This is a genomic window from Amycolatopsis sp. NPDC041971, from assembly GCF_055588925.1.
This window is the reverse complement of sequence record NZ_JBVJCE010000002.1, coordinates 46,958-67,837: the sequence shown is the minus strand read 5'-3', so window position 1 is coordinate 67,837 and position 20,880 is coordinate 46,958. Positions and strand designations below refer to the sequence as shown.

At 69.6% G+C, this 20,880-nt stretch carries 16 protein-coding genes; 10 read left to right on the top strand and 6 right to left on the bottom strand.

What is annotated here, in order from left to right; translation table 11 throughout:
• Positions 1 to 68 precede the first annotated feature (68 nt).
• Positions 69 to 1,334 carry an HRDC domain-containing protein gene (locus ACZ6DT_RS05340; RefSeq protein WP_465589041.1) on the top strand — a complete coding sequence of 422 codons (1,266 nt, stop codon included), beginning with the start codon at positions 69 to 71 and terminating at the stop codon, positions 1,332 to 1,334.
• A gap of 106 nt (positions 1,335 to 1,440) precedes the next feature.
• On the opposite strand, the gene ACZ6DT_RS05335 is transcribed toward ACZ6DT_RS05340, so the two are convergent.
• Positions 1,441 to 2,097 carry a TetR/AcrR family transcriptional regulator gene (locus ACZ6DT_RS05335; RefSeq protein WP_465589038.1) on the bottom strand — a complete coding sequence of 219 codons (657 nt, stop codon included), beginning with the start codon at positions 2,095 to 2,097 and terminating at the stop codon, positions 1,441 to 1,443.
• 178 nt (positions 2,098 to 2,275) lie between these two features.
• Between ACZ6DT_RS05335 and ACZ6DT_RS05330 the strand changes: the two genes are divergently transcribed.
• The 6 genes from ACZ6DT_RS05330 to ACZ6DT_RS05305 all read left to right on the top strand — a co-directional run bounded on the left by ACZ6DT_RS05330 (position 2,276) and on the right by ACZ6DT_RS05305 (position 11,151).
• On the top strand, positions 2,276 to 3,742 hold the full coding sequence (locus ACZ6DT_RS05330; RefSeq protein ID WP_465589035.1) for an amino acid permease: 1,467 nt from the start codon (positions 2,276 to 2,278) through the stop codon (positions 3,740 to 3,742).
• A gap of 11 nt (positions 3,743 to 3,753) precedes the next feature.
• Positions 3,754 to 4,587, top strand: coding sequence for an urea amidolyase associated protein UAAP1 (locus tag ACZ6DT_RS05325; RefSeq protein WP_465589032.1), 834 nt, complete (start codon positions 3,754 to 3,756; stop codon positions 4,585 to 4,587).
• The gene (locus ACZ6DT_RS05320; protein ID WP_465589030.1) at positions 4,584 to 5,195 is read left to right on the top strand and encodes an urea amidolyase associated protein UAAP2; all 612 of its coding nucleotides are present in this window, start codon (positions 4,584 to 4,586) and stop codon (positions 5,193 to 5,195) included. Before ACZ6DT_RS05325 ends, ACZ6DT_RS05320 begins: the two co-directional genes overlap by 4 nt.
• Complete coding sequence (gene uca / locus ACZ6DT_RS05315) at positions 5,192 to 8,767, top strand: urea carboxylase (protein ID WP_465589027.1); 3,576 nt, start codon at positions 5,192 to 5,194, stop codon at positions 8,765 to 8,767. The genes ACZ6DT_RS05320 and uca overlap by 4 nt, the downstream gene beginning before the upstream one ends.
• Positions 8,764 to 10,377 carry an allophanate hydrolase gene (locus tag ACZ6DT_RS05310; RefSeq protein WP_465589024.1) on the top strand — a complete coding sequence of 538 codons (1,614 nt, stop codon included), beginning with the start codon at positions 8,764 to 8,766 and terminating at the stop codon, positions 10,375 to 10,377. The genes uca and ACZ6DT_RS05310 overlap by 4 nt, the downstream gene beginning before the upstream one ends.
• Positions 10,378 to 10,563: 186 nt before the next feature.
• Positions 10,564 to 11,151, top strand: a complete 588-nt coding sequence (locus ACZ6DT_RS05305) for a D-alanyl-D-alanine carboxypeptidase family protein (protein ID WP_465589022.1) — start codon at positions 10,564 to 10,566, stop codon at positions 11,149 to 11,151.
• A 121-nt stretch (positions 11,152 to 11,272) separates the two neighbouring features.
• On the opposite strand, the gene bla is transcribed toward ACZ6DT_RS05305, so the two are convergent.
• A complete protein-coding gene (gene bla, locus ACZ6DT_RS05300; protein ID WP_465589019.1) occupies positions 11,273 to 12,190 on the bottom strand; it encodes a class A beta-lactamase in 918 nt (305 codons plus the stop codon).
• A gap of 185 nt (positions 12,191 to 12,375) precedes the next feature.
• On the opposite strand from bla, the gene ACZ6DT_RS05295 reads away from it, so the two are divergent.
• Positions 12,376 to 13,617, top strand: a complete 1,242-nt coding sequence (locus ACZ6DT_RS05295; RefSeq protein WP_465589016.1) for a thiolase family protein — start codon at positions 12,376 to 12,378, stop codon at positions 13,615 to 13,617.
• Positions 13,617 to 15,728, top strand: a complete 2,112-nt coding sequence (locus tag ACZ6DT_RS05290) for a 3-hydroxyacyl-CoA dehydrogenase NAD-binding domain-containing protein (RefSeq protein WP_465589013.1) — start codon at positions 13,617 to 13,619, stop codon at positions 15,726 to 15,728. Before ACZ6DT_RS05295 ends, ACZ6DT_RS05290 begins: the two co-directional genes overlap by 1 nt.
• Positions 15,729 to 15,887: 159 nt before the next feature.
• Here ACZ6DT_RS05290 and ACZ6DT_RS05285 read toward each other — a convergent pair whose 3' ends face one another.
• A complete protein-coding gene (locus tag ACZ6DT_RS05285) occupies positions 15,888 to 16,433 on the bottom strand; it encodes a permease-like cell division protein FtsX (RefSeq protein ID WP_465589011.1) in 546 nt (181 codons plus the stop codon).
• Positions 16,434 to 16,511: 78 nt separating this feature from the next.
• Between ACZ6DT_RS05285 and ACZ6DT_RS05280 the strand changes: the two genes are divergently transcribed.
• Entirely contained in the window at positions 16,512 to 18,113 is a 1,602-nt protein-coding gene (locus ACZ6DT_RS05280) for a twin-arginine translocation signal domain-containing protein (protein ID WP_465589008.1), read from the top strand.
• Positions 18,114 to 18,194: 81 nt separating this feature from the next.
• On the opposite strand, the gene ACZ6DT_RS05275 is transcribed toward ACZ6DT_RS05280, so the two are convergent.
• The 3 genes from ACZ6DT_RS05275 to ACZ6DT_RS05265 are packed head-to-tail and all read right to left on the bottom strand — an operon-like array spanning position 18,195 to position 20,838.
• Positions 18,195 to 19,019: an aldo/keto reductase gene (locus ACZ6DT_RS05275; protein ID WP_465589005.1), complete on the bottom strand. Its 825-nt coding sequence runs from the start codon at positions 19,017 to 19,019 to the stop codon at positions 18,195 to 18,197.
• 26 nt (positions 19,020 to 19,045) lie between these two features.
• Positions 19,046 to 20,164 carry a sensor histidine kinase gene (locus ACZ6DT_RS05270; protein ID WP_465589002.1) on the bottom strand — a complete coding sequence of 373 codons (1,119 nt, stop codon included), beginning with the start codon at positions 20,162 to 20,164 and terminating at the stop codon, positions 19,046 to 19,048.
• The gene (locus ACZ6DT_RS05265; protein WP_007033550.1) at positions 20,161 to 20,838 is read right to left on the bottom strand and encodes a response regulator transcription factor; all 678 of its coding nucleotides are present in this window, start codon (positions 20,836 to 20,838) and stop codon (positions 20,161 to 20,163) included. The genes ACZ6DT_RS05270 and ACZ6DT_RS05265 overlap by 4 nt, the downstream gene beginning before the upstream one ends.
• Positions 20,839 to 20,880 lie beyond the last annotated feature (42 nt).

Here is a 20,880-nt window from a genome sequence, read left to right as displayed (position 1 = left end):
CAAAGGCGAACAGCCCCGCGGGACGGGCGGACCAGGCGCGGTCCGCTCGTCCCGTAGGGTCTTCACCTATGGAAGGCGACCGCCCCGGAGAACCGCAGACGGACCCGAAGACCGGCACCGATGACACCGGTGGACCGGTTCTTCTGCGCGAGCCCGCCGAGGGCACTCCGCCGGTGATCGCCGACGCGACAGCCCTCGCCGAAGCCTGTGCGAAGATCGCGGGCGGCAGCGGGGCCATCGCCGTGGACACCGAACGCGCGTCCGGCTACCGATACTGGCCGAAGGCCTATCTCGTGCAGCTGCGCCGCGAAGGCGCCGGTTCCTTCCTCATCGACCCCATTCCGCTCGAAGGGCAGCTCGAACCCCTCGCGGAAGTGCTCAACCACGCCGAATGGGTGCTGCACGCGGCCTCTCAGGACCTGCCGTGCCTCGCCGAACTCGACCTGCGCCCGAAGAGCCTGTTCGACACCGAACTCGCCGGACGGCTCGCCGGGTACGAACGGGTCGCCCTCGGCACCCTCGTCGAACTCCTTCTCGGCTACCAGCTGGAGAAAGGCCACAGCGCCGCCGACTGGTCGAAGCGCCCGCTTCCCGTCGACTGGCTGAACTACGCCGCCCTCGACGTCGAGCTGCTCATCGAGCTGCGCGAAAAGCTCGAGGCAGACTTGGCCGCCCAGGGCAAGCTCGACTGGGCCCAGCAGGAATTCGAGGCCGTCCGCACCGCGCCGCCGCCCGCCCCCCGGGCGGAGCCGTGGCGCCGGACCTCCGGAGTGCACAAGATCCGGAGCGCCCGCGGTCTCGCCGCCGTACGCGAACTGTGGCAGGCGCGGGACGAACTCGCCCGCAAACGCGACCGCGCGCCGAGCCGGATCCTGCCCGACAGCGCCATCATCAACGCCGTCACCGCGGATCCGAAGACCGTCGAGCAGTTGCAGGAGCTCCCGGTGTTCAGCGGCCGGGTCCAGCGCAAATACACCGCGAGCTGGCTGCGGCATCTGCAGGCGGCCCGCGCGCTCCCCGCCGACGAACTGCCCACCCCCGCGCAGCAGACCGACGGCCCGCCGCCGGTGAACCGATGGGCGGACAAGGATCCCGACGCCGCCGCCCGGCTTTCGGCCGCCCGCGCGGCGCTGACCGCGATCGCGGAGGACCGGCGGCTCCCGGTGGAGAACCTGCTGCTGCCGGAATTGGTGCGCCGCACCTGCTGGCGTCCACCCGCGGACCTGAGCGAGGACTTCGTCGCCCAGGTCCTCCGTGAGGGCGGTGCCCGGCCGTGGCAGGTCGAGCTGACCGTGGCGGCGCTGAGCAAGGCGCTTCAGGCCACCGCTCCCTGATCCCCGCGAGCTGAAGGACGCTTTCGTCTCCGGAATACGGGATGGGCGCGCAGCGCCTCCGTTGAGGGTGGCGGCGGGGGCATGGATGGAGCGGGGAAAGTCCCCTTCAGTCCTCCAGCAGCATCCGGGCGGCGGCCCGCAGCCCCGCGTCCGGTTCGCCGATACCGGCGAGCCTCAGCACGCTGTCGGCCCCTTCGACGGCGTGCGCTTCGACGTCCAGATCCGGCTGGTCACGCCGGACGATCGCGATGCTCTCGACGAGCCCGAACACGAGGTCGGTCCGGATACCGACGACGTCACCCGGTACGCCGGCCGCCGCGACGAGTGAGCCGTAGACGCGTTTCAGTTCCGCCCGTTCGGCCCGGAACCGCGCCAGCCTCGGCGACGAGATCTCCGGCAGCAGATACAGGGCGCCGAGATTGTGCCGTGCGCTGCCGAGCAGATGGATGTCGGCGTACGCCAGCGCCCACAACCGCGTGCCGACCGGCGCGAGCTTCGCCGAAAGCCCGCCCGCGACGTCCAGCGACGGCCGGACGGTGTCCTCCAGCAGCGCCGCGAGAATGTCCTCTTTGGACGGAAAGTGGTAGTAGAGGGACGCCTGGCGCAGACCGGCGCGTTCGGCGATGGCTCGGGTGGTCGTCGCCGCGTACCCGGCGCCGGTGAACAGCTCCCCCGCCGCGTCCAGTACGGCGAGCCGCGCTTCCCGCTTGCTCGCCGCCGCGCCGCTGGCTCTCGGCCTTCCCACCCCGGTCGTTTTCGTCATCTATCCGATCCTGCCATTTCTTCGCGAAGATCTTTGTTACGTCCGGTGGTCGGCCCAGGTTACCCAATCCGGTATCTGTTGACACCGCGCTTACCCGGCGGAGATCGGAAGGATCCCGCACGCGCTTAATTTCGGTCAGCCGATCGAAATTCGGCCCTTGAGACAGGAGCCTCCGCAAATGCCTTCCGAAGACCTTTCCGCCTTCGGGTACCGCCAAGAACTTCGCCGGACACTCGGCGGTTTCTCCGCCTTCGCCGCCGGTTTCTCCTTCGTTTCCATCCTGACCACGGTGTTCCAGCTGTTCGCCTTCGGCTATTCCTTCGGCGACACGCTCTTCTTCTGGACATGGCCGCTGGTCATCGCCGGGCAATTGCTCGTCGCGCTCAACTTCGCCGAACTCGCCGCCCGATTCCCGCTGGCCGGATCGGTTTACCAGTGGGCGAAACACCTCTCTCCAGGATTCGGGGGCTGGCTCGCCGGCTGGATGATGCTGGTGGGCTGTGTGGTCGCGCTCGCGGGTGCCGCGATCGCGCTGCAGGTCGTGCTCCCGTCGGTCTGGAGCGGCTTCCAGCTCGTCGGCGGGGATCCGGCGATCACTTCCCCGACCGGCGCCAGCAACGCCGTCCTGCTCGGCACCCTGCTGATCGTCGTCACCACCGCGATCAACGCGAGCGGCGTACGGCTCATGGCGCGGATCAACGACATCGGAGTCGCGGCGGAACTCGTCGGCGTCCTCGTGCTGGTCGTCGGTCTCGCGTCGTTCGCGGTCCGCGGCCCGCAGGTCGTGACGCAGCCGGCGGGCGAAAGCCCGGGAGCAGGCGGCGTTCTCGCTTCGGCACTGATGGCCGCGTACGTTCTCTACGGTTTCGACACCGCCGCCTCGGTCGCCGAGGAGACCAAAGACGCGCGCCGCATCGCCCCGCGGGCGGTACTCCGCGCGCTCTTGATCTCCGGACTCGGCGGGCTCGCCGTCGTCCTCACCGCGCTGATGGCGGCGCCGAGCCTGACCGACGGGCAACTGGCCGGGAAAGGCCTGCCGTATGTGATCACCGCCGTCTTCGGTGACACTCTCGGCCGGGTCTTCCTCGCCGACGTCGCGATCGCGGTCGTCGTCTGCACGCTGACCATCCAGACCGGCACCGTGCGGCTGATCTACTCCATGGCCCGCGACGGCGCTCTCCCCGGCGCCAAGCGGCTTTCCGCGGTGAACGCCCGCACCGGCACACCGATCGCGCCGGCCGTGCTGTCCGGGGTGCTCGCCATCGGGCTCCTGCTGCTGAATCTGGGGAATCCGACCATCTTCAGCACCATCACCGGCACTTCGGTGGTCGTGGTGTACCTCGCCTATCTCCTGGTCACCGGGCCGCTGCTGATCCGGCGCCGTCAAGGCCGTTTCACCGCCGAGCCCGGCCATTTCTCCCTGGGGCGATGGGCTATTCCGGTCAACATCGCGGCAGTAGGGTACGGCGCGATGATGATCGTCAACATCGCTTGGCCACGAGCCGAGATCTACGACCTGGCGGGCACCGGTTCCGTCTGGGTCCTGTTGTTCCCGATCGAGTTCGTCGGCGCCGCGCTGCTCACCGGCTACTTCTGCTGGCGCCGCCGCTCCGCGCTCACCAAGGTTCCCGTCCCCGCGACCTGAAGGAAGGTTCCATGAGCACGACATCGACCACGTACGGCGCTCGCGACCACGCCCGCGCACAGGCGGGCACGGTGACCGAAGCGATGCCCGCCATCCCCGCGTCCACCTGGCCGGATCCGCCGCCCGGGATCGACCCGGCGAAGCTGGTCTGGGCCGAGACCGTCGCCGGTGGCGGCTACACCCACAAGGTCCTCGCCCGCGGCACCGAACTGCGGCTGACCGACGTCGAGGGCGACGCGTGCGCGCATCTGCTGCTGTTCAACGCGGACCAGCCTTGGGAGCGGCTGAACGTCGCGGACACGGTGAAGGTCCAGTGGAACGCCTACCTCGGCGAGGCGATCGCGCTGCTTTCCGACCAGGCGCGGGTACTAGCGACCGTCGTCACCGACGAAAGCGGTAAGCACGACGCGCTCTGCGGAACGTCCACTGTGGACGGAAACACCGAGCGTCACGGTGACGGGAGCCCCCAGGGCGCTTCGCCGTCGGGCAATGCGCTGTTCACCCTCGCCGCGGCGAAACACGGCCTCACGCCACGCGATCTCCCGCCGAGCCTGTCCTTCTTCCAGGGCGTCCACGTGGAGGCCGACGGCGGGCTGACGTTCACCGGCTCGGCGGGCCCCGGCAAATCCGTGGTCCTGCGCACGGAACTCCCGGTCGTGGTCCTGATCGCCAACGTGGCCCATCCGCTCGACCCGCGCCCCGACTACACGGTCACGCCGCTGCGCGTCCTCGCCCAGCGCTCCGCTCCGTCCACTCCGGACAGTCCTGAATGGACAACCTCCCCCGAGGCGCAGCGTGCCTTCGAGAACACCGCCGACTACCTCACCGCAAGGGGCCTGGCATGACGATCGTCTCCGACACCGAGGTCGCCGCGCGGGCGCCGTACTCCACCGTGCTTCGCGAGGGCGAAACGCTCGCGATCATCGATCTCGGCGGCAACCAGGCCGTCGATTTCCTCTGCTACGACGCCGCCGACACGGCGAAGAGATACAGCGCGGCCGCCACGATCGCCGCGCAGCGCAACATCTTCCTCACCACCGGCAGCGTGTTGCGCACCGGTGAGGGCGCGCCGCTGCTGACCGTCGTCGAGGACACCTGCGGACGGCACGACACGATCGGCGGCGCCTGCAGCAAGGAATCGAACAGCCTCCGCTACGGCCAGCACACGCGATACCAGCACGCCTGCGTCGAGAACTTCCTCACCGAAGGCGCCAAATGGAACCTCGGCAAACGGGATCTGGTCGGCAACGTCAACTGGTACATGAACGTACCGGTCGAACAGGACGGCACGCTCGGCATCGTCGACGGCATCTCCGCGCCGGGTCTCGAGGTCAAACTGCGTGCCGAGACCGACGTCCTGGTGCTGGTGTCGAACTGCCCGCAGCTCAACAATCCGTGCAACGGCTTCGATCCGACGCCGGTCCGGATGATCGTCACCGGCGGTGGCATGTGAAGCTGCTCGTCGCCAACCGGGGGGAAATCGCGGTCCGCGTCATCCGGACCGCCAGGGAGATGGGCATTCCGACGGTCGCCGTCTATTCCGACGCCGACCGTACGGCCGCGCACGTACGGCTCGCCGACGAAGCCGTCCGGCTCGGCCCGGCACCGGCGAGGGAGAGTTACCTCCTCGCCGACGCCGTCATCGAAGCCGCGTTGAAGACCGGGGCGGACGCGATCCACCCGGGTTACGGCTTCCTGTCCGAAGACGCCGCTTTCGCCAGGGCGGTGGAAGCGGCCGGGATCCGGTTCGCCGGACCCACCGCGGACCATCTCGAAGTCTTCGGCAGCAAGCACACAGCACGGCTGAAGGCCGTCGAGGCCGGTGTCCCGATGTTGCCCGGAACCGGGCTGCTGGACACCCTGGCCGACGCCGAAACCGCGGCCGCCACGATCGGCTATCCGGTGATGCTCAAGGCCACCGGCGGTGGCGGCGGGATCGGCATGCGTGCCTGCGCGTCCGTAGCCGGGCTGCGGGAAGCCTGGGAAGCGGTGCAGAGCATCGCGGCCAAGAGCTTCTCGACGTCGGGCGTGTTCCTCGAACAGCTGGTGACCCACGCGCGGCACGTCGAGGTCCAGGTGTTCGGCGACGGCGCGAGCGAGGTGCTGGCGCTCGGCACGCGGGACTGCACCCTGCAGCGGCGCAACCAGAAGGTGCTCGAAGAGTGCCCCGCGCCGGGGCTTTCCGAAGCGATGCGGGAGAAACTGGTCTCCGCGGCCGTCGACCTCTGCGTTTCGGTGCGCTACCGGTCGGCAGGGACGGTCGAGTTCATCTACGACCCGCAGCGGGACGTGGCCGCGTTCCTGGAGGTGAACACGCGCCTTCAGGTCGAACACCCGGTCACCGAGGCGGTGTACGGGATCGACCTCGTCGAGTGGATGCTCCGGCTCGCCGACGGCGACACCGGCATGTTCGCCACCACGCCAACGCCGCGCGGGCACGCGGTCGAAGCGCGGGTCTACGCCGAGGACCCGGCCGCCGGGCACCGGCCGAGCGCCGGCCTGCTGACCCGCGCCGACTTCCCGGACGGCGTCCGGGTCGACACCTGGGTCGAGGCCGGCGCGAACGTGACGACGCATTACGACCCGTTGCTCGCCAAGGTGATCACCGTCGGCGAGGACCGGGCCGAGGCGCTGGCCGCCCTGGGCGAGGCGCTCGGCGAAAGCCGGGTGGACGGCGTCCGGACGAACCTCGGCCAGTTGCGCGCGGTCGCCGTGGATCGACGGCTGCACGAAATCACGCACGACACCGCGACGCTCGACGTGATCACCGATCCCGAACCGCGGATCGAGGTCCTTCGGGGCGGCACGATGACCACCGTCCAGGATTGGCCGGGACGGCTGGGGTTCTGGCACGTGGGGGTCCCGCCGAGCGGCCCGATGGACGATCTGTCGCTGCGGCTGGGCAACCGCGCACTCGGCAATCCCGAAGGCGCGGCGGGCCTCGAGTGCACTGTAGACGGTGTCTCGCTGAAGTTCACCGACGCCGCGATCGTTTGCGTCACGGGATCGCCGTCAACGGTGACCCTTGACGGCTCGCCGGTTCCGCAGTGGACTCCGGTCGAAGTCCCCGCGGGCGGCGTGCTCGACGTCGGCACCGGCACCGCCGGACTCCGCGCGTACGTGCTCGTCCGCGGCGGGATCGACGTGCCGGACTTCCTGGGCAGCGCGGCGACGTTCACCCTGGGCGGCTTCGGCGGGCACGGCGGGCGCGCGCTGGCCACCGGTGACGTCCTCTCCCCCGGTCCGGAACCGGAGAACGCCGTCACCGGAACGGTTCCCGAAGCCGATCGCCCGGTCTTCGCGACGCACTGGGAGATCGGCGCCTCCGAGGGACCACACGCCGCACCGGAGTTCTTCACGCCGGACGACGTCGAAACGTTCTACGCCACCGACTGGGAGGTGCACTTCAACTCCGCGCGGACCGGTGTCCGGCTCGTCGGGCCCCGGCCCCGCTGGGCACGCGAAGACGGCGGGGAGGCGGGCCTGCACCCGTCGAACATCCACGACACGCCGTACGCGATCGGCGCCGTCGACTACACCGGCGACCTGCCGATCCTGCTGGGACCGGACGGGCCGAGCCTCGGCGGTTTCGTCTGCCCGGCGACCGTGGTGACCGGGCAGCGCTGGAAACTCGGCCAGGCGCGGCCGGGCGACACCGTGCGCTTCGTGCCGATCACCACCGAGCACGCCTGCTCCTTGCGGGATGAGCCCCATACCGCGGTCGAGGCGAGCCGGAAACCGATCGACGACGGCGGCATCCTCGGCCGTCTGTCCACATCGGACGAGAATCCCGAGGTCACCTACCGGCGCAGCGGCGACGACAACCTGCTGATCGAGTACGGGCCGATGAAACTCGACCTGGCCCTGCGGATGCGGGTCCACGCCCTGGCCGACAGGCTGGCCACGGAAGGGCTCGGGGGCGTCGGCGGCGTCCTTGATCTGACCCCGGGCATCCGCTCGCTGCAGGTCCACGTCGACCCGGACGTGCTGCCGGTGCCGAAGCTCCTCGGTCTCGTGCAGGAGGTGGAGCACGATCTGCCGCGGACCGCCGATCTCGTGGTGCCGAGCCGGACCGTGCGGCTGCCGTTGTCGTGGGACGACCCCGCCACGCGCGAGGCGATCGAGCGATACATGGCGGGCGTGCGCGACGACGCGCCGTGGTGCCCGTGGAACATCGAGTTCATCCGGCGGGTCAACGGTCTGTCCAGTGTGGACGACGTCTACCGCACGGTGTTCGACGCGGAGTACCTGGTGCTCGGTCTCGGCGACGTCTATCTCGGCGCGCCGGTGGCCACTCCGCTGGACCCGCGGCACCGGCTGGTCACCACGAAGTACAACCCGGCCCGTACCTGGACCGCGGAGAACTCGGTCGGCATCGGCGGCTCGTACCTGTGCATCTACGGGATGGAAGGCCCCGGCGGGTACCAGTTCGTCGGGCGGACCGTGCAGGTGTGGAGCGGCTGGCGGCAACGCGGGTCGTTCGAACCGGGTTCGCCGTGGCTTCTGCGGTTCTTCGACCGGATCTCGTGGTACCCGGTGACCGCCGAGGAACTGCTCGACCTGCGGGCACAGAGTTCGGCGGGGGAACTGGAACTCGTCATCACCGACGGCGAGTTCGCACTGGCCGACCACGAACGGTTCTTGGCCGACAATGCCGACGACATCGCCGCTTTCCGCGCGAAGCAGAGCGCGGCGTTCGAGGCGGAGCGGCAGGCCTGGGCGGCGGCGGGCGAATTCGACCCCCGTCCCGAACCCGTCGGAGCGAAGCTCCCGACCTCGAAGATCGAGGCCCCGCCCGGCGGACACGTCGTCGAAGCACCGTTCGCCGCGACCGTGTGGCGGGTGGACGCCGCACCCGGCAAGAAGGTCGACCCAACGGAGACACTGGTGATTCTCGAAGCGATGAAGACCGAGGCGCGGATCCCCGCGCCCGCCGCCGGGGAGGTCGTCGAGGTGCTCGTCTCCCCCGGTGATCAGGTCGCCCCCGGCACGCCGCTGGTGGTACTGGGAAGGAGCGCGGGATGAGCGTGCTGGAGCGGGTGCGCGCGGCGTACCACCGGATCGCGCGGGTCGACCGGCCCGAGATCTGGATCGACCTGCGTCCCGAGGCGGACGTGCTCGCCGACGCGGAGAAGCTGGAAGCCCGTCGTGCGGCGGGGGAATCCTTGCCCCTGTACGGGAAACTCGCCGCGATCAAGGGCAACATCGACGTCGCCGGGCTGCCGACGACAGCGGCGTGCCCCGAGTACGCCTATCTACCGGACGAGGACGCCCCGGTGGTGGCACGGTTGCGGGCGGCCGGGGCGCTGATCCTCGGCACGACCAATCTGGACCAGTTCGCGACCGGACTGGTCGGCACGCGCAGTCCGCACGGCGCGGTCCGGAACGCGATCGACCCGGCGTACGTGTCGGGTGGGTCGAGTTCGGGGTCGGCGGTCGCGGTGGCGCTCGGCATCGCGGATCTCGCGCTGGGTACGGACACCGCCGGATCCGGGCGGGTTCCGGCGGCGTTCAACGGGATCGTCGGGCTGAAGCCGACGCGCGGGCTGCTGCCGACGACCGGTGTGGTGCCCGCGTGCGCGAGCATCGACTGCGTGACGGTGTTCGCGCGGACGGTCGACGAGGCTTCGGTGGCGTTCGCGTGTCTCAGCGGGCCGCGGGATCTTCCGGTGGTCCACCGGCCGTTCCGGATCGGTGTGCCGGAGGCGACGGGACCTCTTCAAGATGGGTGGGCCGAAGCGTTCTCCGCGGCGGCTGAGTCGTTCCGCGAGGCCGGCGCCGAGCTGGTCACTGTCGACATATCGGCGTTTCTCGACGCGGCGCGTCTGCTGTACGAAGGCGCCTTCGTGGCCGAGCGTTACTCCGGGGTCGGTGAGTTCATCGACGCGCGTCCGGACGCCGTCGATCCGGCCGTGCGGCAGATCATCGGCGCGGCGAAGGACATCCCGGCACACCGGTTGTTCACCGACCTCGCCACGCTCGACGGTCTTTCGCGTGCAGCGTCGGCGGTTCTGTCCACTGTGGACTGCCTGCTGCTGCCCACGACGACCGAGCACCCGACGATCGCTGAGGTCGAGGCCGACCCGCTGGGCGTGAACGCCCGGCTGGGCCGGTTCACGAATTCGACGAACCTGCTGGGCCTGTCGTCGCTCGCCGTGCCCGCCGGATCCGTCGGCGGCCTGCCGTTCGGGGTGATGCTGGTCGGAGCCGCGTACGCCGACCGGATCCTCGCCGACGTCGCCCGGCTGGTGCCGCGGCGGACGCGGATCGCCGTCGTCGGCGCTCATCTGCGCGGGCAGCCGCTGAACCACGAATTGACCTCGCGTGGCGGGCGGTTCGTGGCGGCGGGGCCGACGGCGGCCGAGTACCGGCTCTACGCGCTGGACACCGTGCCACCGAAACCCGGCCTCGTCCGGGTCGCCTCGGGTGGCGAGCCGATCGAGGCGGAGGTGTGGGACCTGCCCTTGGGCGGCTTCGGCGAGTTCGTGGCGGGCGTTCCCGCGCCGCTGGCGATCGGGAAGGTGCGGTTGGCCGACGGGAGCGAGGTGTCCGGCTTCGTCTGCGAACCGGTGGCCCTGGACGGCGCCGAGGACATCACCGGGTACGGCGGGTGGCTCGGGTACCTGAGCCGCTGAGGCATTGCCGGGCCGGCTCCCATGTCGCATTGGGGACACTGAGCGTCTCGAATGCGACATGGGGGGCCCGGCCTGTCTCCCGAATCGCCACTCACCAACGCTTTTCCGATTCGGTTGGCCTTCCGGGACGTTCTGGGAACAACCTCACAAACCCTGGCGGCCCGCCGGGCGCCGGGTAGCTTCGGAGTGGTGCCGACCACATTCACCTCCAGCCGCAGCACCGCCATCAGCGTGCTCGTGGCGCTGGGGCTCGTCGGGATCGCGATGGTGACGCTGGGAGCCACCGGCGTGGCCGTCAAGGCGGTGAACGGGCAGCCGCTCGCGATCCTCGAAGAGGTCCCCGGCCCCGAGAGCGGCCCGACGTGCGCCGTCGACAAGCGTTATGTCGACGAGGACACCTTCGGTATGCGCCCGGACGTGATCGAAGCGTGGAACACCATGCGCGCCAAGGCCAAGACGCAGAACATCACGCTCTGCGTGAACGACGGCAAGCGCAGCCGTAGCCAGCAGCAGCGCGAGTTCGACAAGGCCGTCGAGCGGTTCGGCTCCGTGGAACAGGCCAAGAAGTGGGCGTTGCAACCGGAGACGTCCATGCACGTCAAGGGAATCGCCGTCGACATCCAGCCGCTGAATTCGGCCGCGTGGGTGGACAAGCACGGCGGCGCACTCGGCTGGTGCCGCCGCTACGACAACGAGAAGTGGCACTTCGAGTACGACCCCGCCTATAAGGCCGGCGGCTGCCCAGCCCTGCTCCCCAGCGCCACCGGCAACTAACGCGTAACTCGCGTGATTGGACCCGTAACTCGCGTGATTGAAGGCGGAACTCCTCCAATCACGCGAGTTACGCCTTCAATCACGCGAGTTACGTCTTCAGACACGCGAGTTCCGGATTCCTTCACGTGAGGGTTTCGGCCACGTACTTCGCGGCCTCGGCGAGCAGCGCCTGGTCGTAAGGGGCGTCCTTGGTCGCCTTGCTGGACATGATCGCCAGGACGATCGGCGCCTTGTCCGGCGGCCACACGACGGCGATGTCGTTCAACGTGCCGTAGTCGCCCGTCCCGGTCTTGTCGGCCACGGTCCAGCCGGACGGCAGGCCCGCCCGGATCCGCTCGGCGCCGGTGGCGTTGCGCTGGAGCAGGTCGCGGAGGAAGTCGCGTTTGTCGGCCGTCAGCGTGTCGCCCAGCACGATCTCGCGGTAGTCGGCGGCGAAAGCGCGCGGAGTCGTGGTGTCGCGAAGGTCGCCCGGGGTGGCCTCGGTGATGGCCGGTTCGACCCGGTCCATCCGTGTGACGGTGTCGCCGAGGCTGCGCGTGAACGCGGTGAGTTCGGCGGGACCGCCGAGGTCCCGCAGCAGCAGGTTGCCCGCGGTGCCGTCGCTGAACCGGACGGCGGCGTCGCACAGCTGGCGGATCGTCATGCCGGTGGCCACGTGCTGCCCGGTGACCGGCGCGTGTTTCATCAGGTCGTCCCGGGAGTAGCTGACCCGGGTTTCCAGATGCGACAACGGATTGCGCTGCAGGACGGCGGCCGCCGCGACCCCTTTGAACGTCGAGCAGAACGCGAACCGCTCGTCCGCGCGATGCTCGACCGTGCCGCCGCCTCCGGTGTCGAGCGCGTACACGCCGAGCCTGGCGTCGAACTTCTTCTCCAGCTCCATCAACCGGTCGTGGAATTGCCGGGAGGGAGAAGGCGGGGGCGGCGCAGGAGACGAAGGGCTCGGAGGCGGTGTCCCGCGAGTGCAGGCGGCCAGCGATACGACGACCGCCATCCCCAGCAACGCACGACGGGTGACGGCCGGCCCCGGCGATGTCATCGTGATCCCTCCCCCTGATCACTTCGAACATAGCAACTTCCCCACCACCCCCGGATCGGCCAAGCGGCCGACCCGAGCGCACCCGAGAGTGTGCCTTCCCCCACTCGACCGGGCCACCATCCTGGTTACCGACGGGTAACCGGGGCTAGGGTGCGGACAGGACTACCTCTACTTCAGGAGCATTCGTGGCCGCAGGAGCAACACCGCTCGCGCCGAACGCGCGGTCGGTACGCAATGTCGCCTTCGTCGAAGGGGTGCGAACGCCCTTCGGCAAGGCAGGCGAAAAAGGCATGTACGCCGGCACCCGTGCCGACGACCTCGTCGTCAACGCCATCCGTGAACTGCTGCGGCGGCATCCCGGGCTGCCGCCCGAACGCGTCGACGAGGTGGCGATCGCCGCCACCACCCAGATCGGGGACCAGGGCCTGACCATCGGCCGCACCGCCGCGCTGCTGGCGGGCCTGCCCAAGTCGGTGCCCGGCTTCGCGCTGGACCGCATGTGCGCGGGCGCGATGACCGCGGTCACCACGACCGCGAGCGGCATCGGCTTCGGTGCCTACGACATCGCCATCGCCGGCGGCGTCGAGCACATGGGCCGCCATCCGATGGGCGAGGGCGTCGACCCGAACCCGCGCATCATCGCCGACAAGCTCGTCGACCCGACCGCGCTCGTGATGGGCCAGACCGCGGAGAACCTGCACGACCGGTTCCCCGAGATCACCAAGCAGCGCACCGACGCCTTCGCCGCGCGCAGCCAGGAGAAGTACGCCGAAGCCGTGAAGACCGGCAAGATCGGGCCCGAGCTGGTCCCGGTCGCCACCCGTTCGAAGGAACTGGGCTGGGGTCTCGCGACCGAGGACGAGCCGCCGCGTCCGGGCACCACGGTCGAGCAGCTCGCCGGGTTGAAGACGCCGTTCCGCCCGCACGGCCGGATCACCGCGGGCAACGCGGCCGGTCTCAACGACGGCGCCACCGCGGCGCTGCTCGCCGACGAGGACACCGCCCGCGAACTCGGCCTGCCGATCGGCATGCGCCTGGTCGGTTACTCCTTCGCCGGCGTCGAGCCGGAGGTCATGGGCATCGGCCCGGTGCCGGCCACCGAGAAGCTGTTCAAGCGCACCGGCCTGTCGATCGACGACATCGGCCTGTTCGAGATCAACGAGGCGTTCGCCGTCCAGGTGCTCGCGTTCCTCGACCACTTCGGCGTCGCCGACGACGACCCGCGCGTCAACCAGTGGGGTGGCGCGATCGCCTGCGGCCACCCGCTCGCGTCGTCCGGTGTCCGGCTGATGACGCAGCTTTCACGTCAGTTCGCCGAGCGCCCCGACGTGCGCTACGGCCTGACCACCATGTGCATCGGCATCGGCATGGGCGGCACCGTGATCTGGGAGAACCCGGGCTACAACGGCTCCGAGGGGGCGAAGTAATGACTTTCACCGCTGAGCGAGCGAAAGCCGCTTTCCCCGACGAGGTCGTCACGAACGCGGTCACGCGTCTGGTGAAGGTGCCCGGTCTCGACAAGCCGGTCGCCCTGATCACCCTGGACAACGGCCACGACCACACCCGGCCGAACACCTTCGGCCCTCAGGGCCTGGTGAGCCTCAACGCCGCGATCGACACCGCCTTCGCCGCGGAACCCGCCGCGATCGCGGTCACCGGCAAGCCGTTCATCTTCGCGGTCGGCGCCGACCTTTCCGGTATCGAAGCGGTCGCTGATCCGGCGCTGGCGCGGGAAATCGCGCAGACCGGGCACGACGTGTTCCGGCGGCTCACCGAATCCGAGATCCCGACCTTCGGGTTCGTCAACGGCGCGGTGATGGGCGGCGGGCTCGAACTCGCGCTCTCCTGCCACTACCGCACGCTTTCGGAGAACACCGCCGCGATCGCGTTCCCCGAGGTCTTCCTCGGCCTGTTCCCGGGCTGGGGCGGCACGCAACTGCTGCCGAACCTGATCGGGCCGGACGCCGCGGTCACCGTGATCATCGAGAACGCCCTGGCGCAGAACAAGATGCTCAAGGTCGCGCAGGCGGCGGAGCTCGGCATCGTCGACGAGGTCTTCGGTTCGGCCGATTACCTCGAGCAGTCTCTGCTGTGGCTGGCGAAGGTCGTCAACGGCGAGATCACCCCCGCCCGCCGCGAGATCGACCGCGGCGCCGGCTGGGACGCCGCGATCGCCCGCGCCAGGGCCCTTGTGGACGGACGCACCAAGGGCGCTTCGCCCGGCGCGACCAAGGCCGTCGAGCTGCTGGAGCTGGCCCGCGAGAACGATCTGGACCGCGGCTACGCGGCCGAGACCGACGGGCTCGCCGAACTGCTCATGGACGACACGCTGCGTGCCGGGCTGTACTCGTTCAACCTGGTCAACAAACGAGCCAAGCGGCCGGCCGGCGCGCCGGACAAGTCGCTGGCGCGCAAGGTGAACAAGGTCGGCATCGTCGGTGCGGGCCTGATGGCCAGCCAGATGGCGCTGCTGTTCGTCCGCCGTCTCAAGGTGCCGGTGGTGCTCACCGACGTCGACCAGGAACGCGTCGACAAGGGTGTGTCCTATGTGCACGATGAGATCGACAAGCTGCTGGCCAAGAAGCGGGTTTCGCCGGACGGCGCCAACCGGCTGAAGGCACTCGTCACCGGCTCGCTCGACAAGACCGCCTTCGCCGACGCCGACTTCGTGATCGAAGCGGTGTTCGAGGAGCTGGGCGTCAAGCAGAAGGTCTTCGCCGACCTGGAGCAGTACGTCTCCCCCGAGGCGATCCTGGCGACGAACACCTCGTCGCTGTCGATCACCGCGATGGCGTCGCAGCTCAAGCATCCGGAACGGGTGGTCGGGTTCCACTTCTTCAACCCGGTCGCGGTGATGCCGCTGCTGGAGATCGTCCGCGCGGAGAAGACCGACGACGCCGCGCTGGCCACCGCGTTCGCTCTCGGCAAGCAGCTCAAGAAGTCGAGCGTGCTGGTCAAGGACGCGCCCGCGTTCGTGGTCAACCGGTTGCTGCTGCGGTTCCTCGGCGAGGTGCTGGTGACCGTCGACGAAGGCACGCCGTTCGAGGTCGCGGACAAGGCGCTCGAGCCGCTGGGCCTGCCGATGACGCCGCTGACGCTGATGCAGCTGGTCGGCCCGGCGATCGCCCTGCACGTCGGGGAAACCCTGCACGAGGCGTTCCCGGACCGGTTCACCGTCAGCGAGAACCTCGACCGCTTCGTCAAGGCGGGCAAGAAGGGCGTCTGGCAGTGGGACGCTCACGGCAACGCCACCGTCGACCCCGAGGTGGCCGAACTCTGGCAGCGCGGTGACTCCCCGTCGACCTCCGAGCAGGTGCGTGACCGCGCGCTGGCGGCGATCGCCGAGGAGGTCCGGATCATGCTCGACGAGGGCGTGGTCGCCGAGGCCCACGACATCGACCTGTGCCTGATCCTCGGCGCGGGCTGGCCGTTCTGGCTGGGCGGCATCACGCCGTACTTGGACCGGGCCGGAGTGTCCGAGAAGGTCAACGGCAAGCCGTTCCTGGCGCCGGGTGTGGCGAGTGTGCCGCTCTCCTGAGCGTGAGTGAAAGGCCACCGTCGGCGATCTCTTGATCGCCGACGGTGGCCTTTTGCGTTTTTCGTGGGTTTTCTGGCGAACGACTGCGTTTTCGTGAACACTTCGAGGCGGTCAAGGACATCCCCTGTCTCCCCGCCATCCCCCGGGGAGACAGGGGTGTCAGCGTTCTCCGGAAGGCGGGCAGGGCGGAGGCGTGACCTTCATCCGCGCGGCGATCGGCGCGGGATCGAGCACGTCGACTTTGTTCGCGTCGGGGAACCGCTGCCGCAGCTCGTTCGCCCACGCTTCGGGGTCGGTTCCGGCGACGGGGACCAGATGCACGACCGCCGGCAGGGCATCCGGCGTCGTGTTCTCCAGCAGCTCCGGCTTGCTCGCGAAAAGCTCCTTGAACCGCTCATAGGCCTGCTGTTTGTTCTCGGTCAGCACGCGGCGCGCATTCGGATCCTCCCGGAGCTTCTCCGCCGCGGAGGTCATGTCCTGGTCGGTCTCGACGTAAATGACCAGCTGGAGGCCGCACAGTTCCCGCTTCCCCAGCGGGACGGGTGCGGTGTCCCGCGGCAACGCCGCCGGGGCGGGCGGCTCGGAGACCCGGTTCAGGACGACGACGGCCGTCGTCACGACAGCGGCGAGGACGAGGATCGCGACGGCTCCGAGTACCCAGAGCGATCGGCGGGACGCTCTGGGTCTCTTTCTCTCTTCTTCCACAGGGACGATCATCACACGGCGCCGCGCGTTGGCCGTCCGGACACCGCGCGTTCAGCGAGGCTCTTTAGCGTGCCGCCGGTGAACAGTGAAAAGCCCGGCGTCGACCGCCGCGGATTCCTCAAGCGTGCGGGCCTCGTGTCCGCGGCGGCCGCGGGTGCGCCGCTCGCGGCCACCACCCCGGCGGAAGCCCTCGACCTGGATCTCGACATCGATGTCGACCTGCTCTTCGGCCGGGACCGCTACCGGTGGCTGGTGGGCGATCACCACATCCACACGCAGTACTCCTACGACGCGATGTACACAGTGGACGGAATCGCCGATTCGGCTCTCCGGCACGGGGCGGACTGGGCGGTGATCACCGATCACGGCCACGCGACGCACGAGAAGTCCTCGGTGGAGCGGACGAACGCCGCGATCCGGGCAGCACAGCGCGAACACCGCGATCTCCTGCTGTGGCAAGGCATGGAGTGGAACGTGCCGGGCGCCGAGCACGCGACACTGTTCTTCCAGGCGGGCGCGGACCAGGCCGCGAAGCTGCGCGAGTTCGAACGCGCCTTCGACTGGCGGCTGACCGGGACCGAACCGGGCACGCCGGACAACGAGGCGCTGGCGGTCAAGGCCATCCGCTGGCTCGCCGCCGAAGAGCGGGCCCGCCGGATCCACGCGCCGGTGGTGGTCATCAACCATCCGCTGCGCAACGGCCGGATCGCCCCGCACGAGATCCGCGCGCTGCGCGACGCCGCGCCCGGCATCGTCATCGGCATGGAAGGCGCGCCGGGCGCGCAGGCCGACGGCTTTCCGAAACCGCTCGGGAGCGGCGGTGGCGCGCGCGGCGGTTACGGCAACTCCCCCGGTTCGAACTCATGGCCGGGCTTCCCGGAGTCGGCTTACCGCACCTACGGCGGCTTCGACTGGAGCACCGCGACCGTCGGCGGACTCTGGGATTCGCTGCTGGCCGAAGGAAAGCCGTGGTGGATCACCAGCAACTCCGACTCGCACTACAACCGCGGCGATACCCACGTCCGGCCCGGCGTTCCGGACGGGTACTACGACGAGCATGGCGCTTACCCCGACCCGATCGACACCGGTGTCCCGCAGACTCTGCCCCCGTACGCGGACTTCGCTCCCGCCGAGTTCAGCCGGACCGTCGTCGGCGTGTCCCGCCGAAGCCACGAAGGCGTGCTGGAAGGCCTCCGCGCGGGACGCGTCTGGGTGGTGCACGGCGGACTCGCGCAGGAACTGGAGTTCGGCGCGTACAGCGGCTGGAGTTCGGCGACGATGGGCGGCAGGCTGCGGGTCCGGCGCGGATCCGACGTCACGATCGTCGTCTCGGCGAAACTGGCGGCCCGGCCGAACGGTGGTGGCGCGATCCCCCGGCTCGCGCGACTCGACCTCGTTTCGGGACCGGTGACCGGCCCGGCCGCCGACCGGGACGCGCGGACCGCTCCGGGCACGCGGTTGGCGCGGTCCTTCGAACCGCGGTGGGCGCCGGGGCGGCGGGTGGCCTTCCGGCACACCTTCCGCGACGTGCGCGAGCCGTTCTTCGTGCGGACGCGCGGCACGGACGGCAAGAAGCACGTGCCCGGCGGCATCGAACCGAGCGCCGACGTGATCGGGCAGTCGAACCCGTTCGAAGACCTGTGGCTGTACGGGAACCCGATCTTCGTGGACGTGCGGTAGGCGGTTCGCGGATGTCATGAAGGGGGTCGTTCAGGACATTTTTCGTCCTGAACGACCCCTTTCATGACACTTCCGGAAGCCTCAGGCGCCCAGTTCGTCCGGATCCGGTCCCAGCCGCTTCCCCTGCTCCAGCGTCGCGATCGCGGCAACGTCATGCGCGTCGAGGGCGACGTCGAAGACGTCCATGTTCTCCTTGATCCGTTCCGGCGTGACGGACTTCGGGATCACCAGGTGGTTCATCTCGATATGCCAGCGCAGCACGATCTGCGCCGGGGTCTTGCCGTGCTTCTTCGCGATCGTGGTGATCTTCTCGTCGGCGAGCAGGTCCCCGCCGCGCGCCAGCGGGCCCCACGCCTCGGTGAGGATCTCGTGCTTCTCGTGGAAGTTCCGGAGCAGCGGCTGCTGCAGCCACGGGTGGCATTCGATCTGGTTCACCGCGGGGACCGTCCCGGTCTCCTCGATCAGCCGCTCCAGATGCGGGATCTGGAAGTTCGAGACACCGATCGCCTTCGCCCGGCCGTCGGAAGCGATCTTTTCCAGCGCCCGCCACGTTTCCACGTACTTGTCCTGCGACGGCAGCGGCCAGTGGATCAGGTACAGATCGACGTACTCGAGACCGAGTTCGCTCAGGCTGGTGTCGAAGGCACGCAACGCCGACTCGTAGCCGTGCTCGGTGTTCCACAGTTTCGTGGTGACGAACAGTTCCTCGCGGGGCAGCCCGCTGGTGCGGACGGCCTCGCCGACACCGCGTTCGTTGGCGTACAGGGTCGCCGTGTCGATGGCGCGGTAACCCGCCTCGATGGCGGTGCGGACCGCGCCGACGACCTCGTCGTCGCCGATCTTGTACACACCGAACCCGAGCTGGGGAAGGGACGTTCCGTTGTTCAGCCTCATGCTGGGGACCATCCTTGAACCGTAACCCCAGCGGCGGGTCAGGGCAGAGCGGGCAGGTGGACCGTCACCGAAAGACCGCCGCCCACAACGGGTTCCGCCGACACCGTGCCGCCGTGCGCCTGGACGGCGGCCCGCACGATCGAGAGCCCCAGCCCGGCGCCGGTGCGGGCGGTCCTGGCGACGCCTGCCCGGCGGAACGGCTCGAACAGTTCGGGGACCGCGGCCGGGTCGAGCAGGCCGCCGGAAGACCGCACCCGCAGCACCGACCACTGTGGACCGGCCTGCGTGACGACGTCCAGCCAGCCGCCCTCGACGTTGTGCCGCACGGCGTTCTCCAGCAGATTGCCCGCGATCCGTTCCAGCAGCGCGGGATCGCCGAAGGTCGGCGCGCCCTGGGTCGCGAATTCGGTGCGGAGACCGCGTTTCCCGGCTTCTGCCCGCACCGCGCGCCACGCGCTCGCGACGATCACCGCGAGATCGACCGGCTCCCTGGCCACCAGTCCCGCGCCGTCGGTGCGCGCGAGCAGCAGCAGCGAACCGACCAGCCGCTCGGCCCGCTCGGTCGCGTCGCGGACGACACCCGCCATCCGGCGTAATTCGGCTTCGTCGGCTTGCTCGTCGGCGAGGGTGACGTCGAGTTCGGTGCGGATGACCGCGAGCGGCGTCCGCAGTTCATGGCTGGCGTTCGCGACGAAATGCCGTTGCGCGTCGAACGCGGCCTGCAACCTGTCGAGCATGTCGTCGAAGGTCTCGGCCAGTTCGGCGAGTTCGTCCTTGGTGCGGACCTCGCCGATCCGCTCCCCCATCGATTCGATCGACAGTCGCCTCGCCGTCCCGGTGATCTCACGCAGCGGCCGCAGGACCCGCGCGGTGAACGTCCACGCGAGGATCCCCGCCGCCAGCACGACGAAACAGAACGCGGCAGCGCCGAACAGCAGCACACGATTCCGGGCGTACACGCGCAGATGGTCGGTGACGGCGGAAGCGTCGACCTCGACGCCGTCGACCCGCACCGTGGTGCCCGGCGGCAACCGCGGAACCGCGGATACCGCGTCACCGACCAGATTCCAGGCCAGCCAGAGCAACAGGAGGCTGACCAGTGCCACCAACCCGGTCGCGAGCAGCGTGACCCGCGCACGCAGGCTGCGGGCGTTCACCCGCGTGCGGTCCCCTGCTCCGGCACCCGGTAGCCGGAGCCGACGACGGTTTCGATGATGCCCGGCTCGCCGAGCTTCTTCCGCAGTGTCATCACGGTGACCCGGACGGTGGTGGTGAACGGGTCGGCGTTCTCGTCCCACACGCGTTCGAGCAGTTCCTCACTGCTGACCACCGAACCGGCGGCCGACAGCAGCACCTCCAGCACGCCGAACTCCTTGCGGGTCAGCTCGACCGGACCGCTCGCGCGGCGGACGGTCCGCCTCGCCGGATCCAGTTCGACGTCACCCGAAGTCAGCAGCGGCGGCGCGGCCGGGGTCGCGCGGCGGCCCAGCGCCCGCACCCGCGCGACGAGTTCGGGGAAGGCGAACGGCTTGGCGAGATAGTCGTCGGCGCCGAGGGAAAGCCCGTCGACACGGTCCGAAACGGAACTGCTCGCGGTGAGCATCAGCACGCGGGTCAGCTCGCCGGACGCGACGATCTCGCGGCACAGGTCGTCACCGGACATCCCGGGCAGGTCGCGGTCGAGCAGCACGACGTCGTACCGGGTGACGGCGGCCTTCTCGTGCCCGTCGTCACCGGTGAGCGCGATGTCCACCGCCATCCCCTCACGCCGCAGGCCGCGTGCGATCGCGTCGGCGAGGGGTTCTTCGTCTTCGACTACCAGAATCCGCACGACCCTACGTTGCCACAGAATCCTGAGAGTGACCTGATTGGA

Excerpts from the sequence above, each read along its gene's own strand:
- ACZ6DT_RS05310 (WP_465589024.1), top strand. The coding sequence starts at position 8,764 with ATGAGCGTGCTGGAGCGGGTGCGCGCGGCGTACCACCGGATCGCGCGG.
- ACZ6DT_RS05325 (WP_465589032.1), top strand. The coding sequence starts at position 3,754 with ATGAGCACGACATCGACCACGTACGGCGCTCGCGACCACGCCCGCGCA.
- ACZ6DT_RS05275 (WP_465589005.1), bottom strand. The coding sequence starts at position 19,019 with ATGGTCCCCAGCATGAGGCTGAACAACGGAACGTCCCTTCCCCAGCTC.
- ACZ6DT_RS05340 (WP_465589041.1), top strand. The coding sequence starts at position 69 with ATGGAAGGCGACCGCCCCGGAGAACCGCAGACGGACCCGAAGACCGGC.
- ACZ6DT_RS05330 (WP_465589035.1), top strand. The coding sequence starts at position 2,276 with ATGCCTTCCGAAGACCTTTCCGCCTTCGGGTACCGCCAAGAACTTCGC.
- ACZ6DT_RS05320 (WP_465589030.1), top strand. The coding sequence starts at position 4,584 with ATGACGATCGTCTCCGACACCGAGGTCGCCGCGCGGGCGCCGTACTCC.
- ACZ6DT_RS05290 (WP_465589013.1), top strand. The coding sequence starts at position 13,617 with ATGACTTTCACCGCTGAGCGAGCGAAAGCCGCTTTCCCCGACGAGGTC.
- bla (WP_465589019.1), bottom strand. The coding sequence starts at position 12,190 with ATGACATCGCCGGGGCCGGCCGTCACCCGTCGTGCGTTGCTGGGGATG.
- ACZ6DT_RS05335 (WP_465589038.1), bottom strand. The coding sequence starts at position 2,097 with ATGACGAAAACGACCGGGGTGGGAAGGCCGAGAGCCAGCGGCGCGGCG.